Genomic DNA, 3256 nt, shown 5'->3' with positions numbered 1-3256 from the left:
GGTCCTGGTGGCGGTGCCGGCGGCTTCGGCGGCGGTCCCGGTCGTCCGGGCGGAGGTCCGGGTGGCCGCGGTGGCACCCAGGGTGCCTTCGGCAAGGGCGGCGGCCGCAACAAGCAGCGCAAGTCCAAGCGGGCGAAGCGTCAAGAGTTCGAGCAGATGTCCGCGCCGACCATCGGTGGTGTCACCGTCCCCCGCGGCGACGGCACGACCGAGATCCGGATCCGGCAGGGCGCCTCGCTGACCGACTTCGCCGAGAAGATCGATGCGAATCCGGCGTCGCTGGTCACCGTGCTCTTCCACCTCGGTGAGATGGCCACGGCGACTCAGAGCCTGGACGAGGACACCTTCAAGCTGCTCGGCGCCGAGCTCGGCTACGACATTCGCATGGTCAGCCCCGAGGAGGAGGAGAAGGAACTCTTCGACTCCTTCGACATCGACCTCGAGTTCGGTGTCGACTCCGAGGAGGAGGAGGACCTGCAGGCTCGCCCGCCGGTCGTCACCGTCATGGGTCACGTCGACCATGGCAAGACCAAGCTGCTGGACGCCATCCGCAACGAGAATGTCGCGGCCGGCGAGCACGGTGGCATCACCCAGCACATCGGCGCCTACCAGATCCACAAGGAGCACGAGGGCGTCGACCGGGCGATGACCTTCATCGACACCCCGGGTCACGAGGCCTTCACCGCCATGCGTGCTCGTGGTGCCAAGGTCACCGACATCGCGATCCTCGTGGTCGCCGCCGACGACGGCGTCATGCCGCAGACCATCGAGGCGCTCAACCACGCCCAGGCGGCCGACGTGCCGATCGTGGTCGCGGTCAACAAGATCGACGTCGAGGGCGCGAACCCGGCCAAGATCCGTCAGCAGCTCACCGAGTACAACCTCGTCGCCGAGGAGTACGGCGGCGAGACGATGTTCGTCGACGTCTCGGCCAAGCAGGGCCTGAACATCGACGAGCTGCTCGAGGCCGTCCTGCTGACGGCCGACGCAGCCCTGGACCTGCGCGCTAACCCCGACCGGGATGCTCGCGGTGTCGCGATCGAGGCCAACCTCGACCGTGGACGTGGCGCCACGGCGACCGTTCTCATCCAGTCCGGCACCCTGCACGTCGGTGACGCGATCGTCACCGGTAGCTCGCACGGCCGCGTCCGGGCGATGCTGGATGAGCACGGCAACAACCTCACCGAGGCGACCCCGTCGCGGCCGGTGCAGGTGCTCGGTCTCTCCTCGGTGCCGCGCGCCGGCGACACCTTCGTCGTTGCCCCCGACGACCGCACCGCCCGGCAGATCGCCGAGCGGCGCGAGGCGGCCGACCGCCAGGCCAGCCTGGCCAAGGCCCGCAAGCGCATCTCGCTCGAAGACCTCAACGCCGCCCTCGCGGCCGGCAAGGTCGACACCCTCAACCTCATCCTCAAGGGTGACGTATCGGGTTCGGTCGAGGCGCTCGAAGATGCCCTGCTGCAGATCGACGTCGGCGACGAGGTCGACCTGCGGATCATCGACCGCGGCGTCGGTGCCATCACGATGAACAACATCAACCTCGCGATGGCCTCGAACGCGATCATCATCGGCTTCAACGTCCGGGCCGAGGGCCAGAACGCCGACTATGCCGAGCGTGAGGGCGTCGAGATCCGCTACTACTCGGTCATCTACCAGGCGATCGAGGAGATCGAGGCGGCCCTGAAGGGCATGCTCAAGCCGGAGTTCGAAGAGGTGGAGCTCGGCACCGCCGAGATCCGCGAGATCTTCCGCTCCAGCAAGTTCGGCAATATCGCCGGGTCGATCGTCCGCAGCGGCGAGATCCGCCGCGGCGCCAAGGCGCGCATCACCCGCCAGGGTGTCGTCGTCGCCGAGAACGTCGAGGTGGCCGGCCTGCGGCGCTTCAAGGACGATGTCGTCGAAGTCCGCGAGGGCTACGAGTGCGGCATCAACCTGGGCAGCTTCAACGACCTGCAGCTCGGCGACCTCATCGCCACCTATGAGATGCGCGAGAAGCCGCGGGCCTAACGTCTCGGCTTTCCCGTCCGATCCCACAAAGTGCTCGTCCGCAACGGAAGTCTTCCGTTGCGGACGAGCATTTTCCCGTCCGTACGCCCGCGGGTCAGGCCACCAGGGCCTGGCCCAGGATCTCGCCGTCCCTCGCCCCCGGGAGCATGGCGAAGACGGCCGAGCCGATCGGCCTGGTCCACAGGTTGAGCAGGTCGAGTTCGGCGAGCCGCCGCTGGACGGGCACGAACTGCCGCGCCGGATCGGCGCAGTAGGCCGCAAACAGGAGGCCGGAGTTGCTGAGCGCACCCTCCTCGGGGGGATCGTCATACGAATAGGGGCGTCGCAGGAAGCGCTCGTGCGGCGCGGTGCCGTGCGCCCGACGCAAGTGAGCCGCGTCATCGATGCGATGGAAGCCGAGATCGTCGACCGCGTCGAGATCGGGGGCATCGGTCAGCGCGCGGCCGGTGACCGGCGCGCCGGTGTCGAGGCGTCGGCCGGTCGCGTTCTCGCGGGAGCCGCGATCGACTCGGTCCCAGGTGTCGAGATCCATCGCGATCCGGCGTAGCACCAGCCCGGCCCCGCCTCGCAGCCAGGCAGGGCCGTTGTCGCCCACCCAGAGCAGTCCGGCGTCGATCCCGTGCATGTCGGGCTGAACGGTTCCGTCGACCTGGCCGAAGAGATTGCGCATGGGTAGCCCGCTAGCCCCGCCGGCGAAGGGTTCGCGGAAGCCCCGCTGCACCCAGCCCAGGCGCACGAAGTCGCCGGCTCCGGTGATCAGTCGCCGCTGGGCGTGAGCAAGCGTCGTCGGACTAGCTGCGCAGATCTGCAGGAGGAGGTCGGCCTGGCCCCAGCGCGGGTCGAGCCGATCGATCTGTGGGAAGGCAGGGAGCGGCGACAACCACGCCGGCGCCGGGGCACCGGCCAGGCCCGGCACCAGCGGGCCAACCCCGACGGTCACCGTCAATTGCGCTGTCACAGAAGCCAGCTCGGGCTCCTGATCGACGATGGTGCCCCGCCCGGACATCAGGCGTTCGATGTCGTCAGTCCAGATCGTCAACAGTCGGCGCAGGCTGGCGCGGTCGCTGCCGCCCAGTAGGGTGAAGGCGACGAAGGCAGCATAGGGCTGGGGGTCGTCGGCGATCCCCGGCTGGTGGACGCCCCGGAAGGGCCGGTATGCCGTGGCACCCGCGGCCCTCGATGCCGTGGTTGTCGCGACCGGGGCCGGATCGGAGCCCGTGCATCCGGCCGCGGCCACATCGCCCACCCC

Annotated in this window: 2 protein-coding genes; one reads left to right on the top strand and one right to left on the bottom strand. The window is 69.1% G+C overall.

The features are described 5' to 3' along the window. On the top strand, positions 1-2007 hold a 2007-nt coding region (infB, locus tag PKH97_RS15290), incomplete at its 5' end, for a translation initiation factor IF-2 (protein ID WP_324388457.1). Between the two features lie 94 nt (positions 2008-2101). Here infB and PKH97_RS15285 read toward each other — a convergent pair. Then, the coding region (locus PKH97_RS15285) for a Dyp-type peroxidase (protein ID WP_324388455.1) at positions 2102-3256 on the bottom strand (1155 nt) is incomplete at its 5' end.

The sequence above is a fragment of the Nostocoides sp. genome (assembly GCF_035343835.1).
GTDB classification, from domain to species: Bacteria; Actinomycetota; Actinomycetes; order Actinomycetales; family Dermatophilaceae; genus Nostocoides_A; species Nostocoides_A vanveenii.
The sequence above is the reverse complement of the archived record's forward strand: the minus strand, read 5'-3'. Positions and strand labels throughout refer to the sequence as shown.